1 protein-coding gene is annotated in these 1,786 nt (G+C 60.7%); it reads left to right on the top strand.

Annotation, left to right across the window (positions count from 1 at the left end):
- Positions 1-21: 21 nt before the first annotated feature.
- The gene (locus D8U18_RS13905) at positions 22-1,737 is read left to right on the top strand and encodes a proline--tRNA ligase (protein ID WP_131107827.1); all 1,716 of its coding nucleotides are present in this window, start codon (positions 22-24) and stop codon (positions 1,735-1,737) included.
- The last annotated feature ends 49 nt before the right edge of the window (positions 1,738-1,786 follow it).

The raw sequence follows: 1,786 nt of genomic DNA, 5'->3' as shown, positions 1-1,786 counted from the left end.
AGCAACCGACAACGGCCAACCATGCGCACCAGTCAATTTTTGCTCGCCACACAGAAAGAAACGCCTTCCGACGCGGTCGTGATCAGCCACCAGCTGATGCTGCGCGCCGGCATGATCCGCAAACTTGCCTCGGGCCTGTACACCTGGCTGCCGATGGGCTTGCGAGTGATGCGCAAGGTCGAAGCCGTCGTTCGTGAAGAAATGAACGCCGCCGGCTCGCTCGAAGTGTTGATGCCGAGCACGCAACCGGCTGAACTGTGGCAGGAATCCGGTCGCTGGGAAGAGTACGGCCCTGAATTGCTGCGCTTCAAGGATCGCCACGGTCGCGATTTCTGCGCCGGCCCGACCCACGAAGAAGTGATCACCGATCTGATGCGCAACGAGTTGAGCAGCTACAAGCAGCTGCCGATCAACCTGTACCAGATCCAGACCAAATTCCGTGACGAAATCCGCCCACGCTTCGGTTTGATGCGCGGCCGCGAATTCATCATGAAGGACGCCTATTCGTTCCACGCTGACCAGCCGTCGCTGCAGGTCACCTACGACCGCATGCACCAGGCGTACTGCAACGTGTTTACCCGTCTGGGCCTGAAGTTTCGCCCTGTAGAAGCCGACAACGGCTCCATCGGTGGCGCCGGTTCCCACGAGTTCCACGTGCTGGCTGAGTCCGGCGAAGACGACATCGTTTTCAGCAACGGTTCCGACTACGCGGCGAACATCGAGAAAGCCGAAGCCGTGCCGCGCGAAACTTCGCGTGCCGCACCGACCGAAGAACTGCGTCTGGTCGACACACCGAACGCCAAGACCATTGCGCAACTGGTCGAAGGCTTCAACCTGCCGATCGAGAAAACCATCAAGACCCTCGTGGTTCACGCCGAAGAGCCAGGCAAGCTGATTGCCTTGATCATCCGTGGCGATCACGAGCTGAACGAAATCAAGGCCGCCAACCAACCTGGCGTCGCCAGCCCGCTGGTCATGGCCTCGGAAAGCGAACTGCGCGACGCCATCGGCGCGGGTGCCGGTTCTCTCGGCCCGCTGAACCTGCCACTGCCGATCATCATCGATCGTTCGGTCGAACTGATGAGCGATTTCGGCATCGGTGCGAACATCGACGACAAGCACTACTTCGGCGTGAACTGGGAGCGCGACTTGCCGGTTCCAACCGTTGCCGACCTGCGCAACGTGGTTTCCGGCGACCCAAGCCCTGACGGCAAAGGCACCCTGGAAATCAAGCGCGGCATCGAAGTCGGGCACATCTTCCAGCTGGGCAACAAGTACAGCAAGGCGATGAAGTGCGAAGTGCTGGGCGAGAACGGCAAGCCGGTGACCCTGGAAATGGGTTGCTACGGCATCGGCGTATCGCGAGTGGTGGCTGCTGCCATCGAGCAGAACAACGACGCCAACGGCATTATCTGGAGCGACACCCTGGCGCCATTCCAGATCGCCCTGGTACCGCTGCGCTACGAAACCGAACAGGTTCGCGAAGCCACCGACAAGCTCTACGCAGAACTGACTGCCGCCGGCTTCGAAGTGCTGCTGGACGACCGCGACAAGAAAACCAGCCCGGGCATCAAGTTCGCAGACATGGAGCTGATCGGCATTCCTCACCGGATCGTGGTCAGCGACCGCGGCCTCGCCGAAGGCAACCTGGAATACAAGAGCCGTACCGAGGCCGAGCCGCAAGCGCTGCCGGTCGCCGACGTACTGCCTTTCCTTCAGGCCCGTATCCGCCGCTGAAACCAGATAGAGACGTCATGTTCAAGCGAAACACCTTAGGCCTCGGTGG

Origin of the sequence: Pseudomonas sp. Sample_10, from assembly GCF_004321495.1 — a bacterium.
GTDB lineage: Bacteria > Pseudomonadota > Gammaproteobacteria > Pseudomonadales > Pseudomonadaceae > Aquipseudomonas.
The sequence above is the reverse complement of the archived record's forward strand: the minus strand, read 5'-3'. Positions and strand labels throughout refer to the sequence as shown.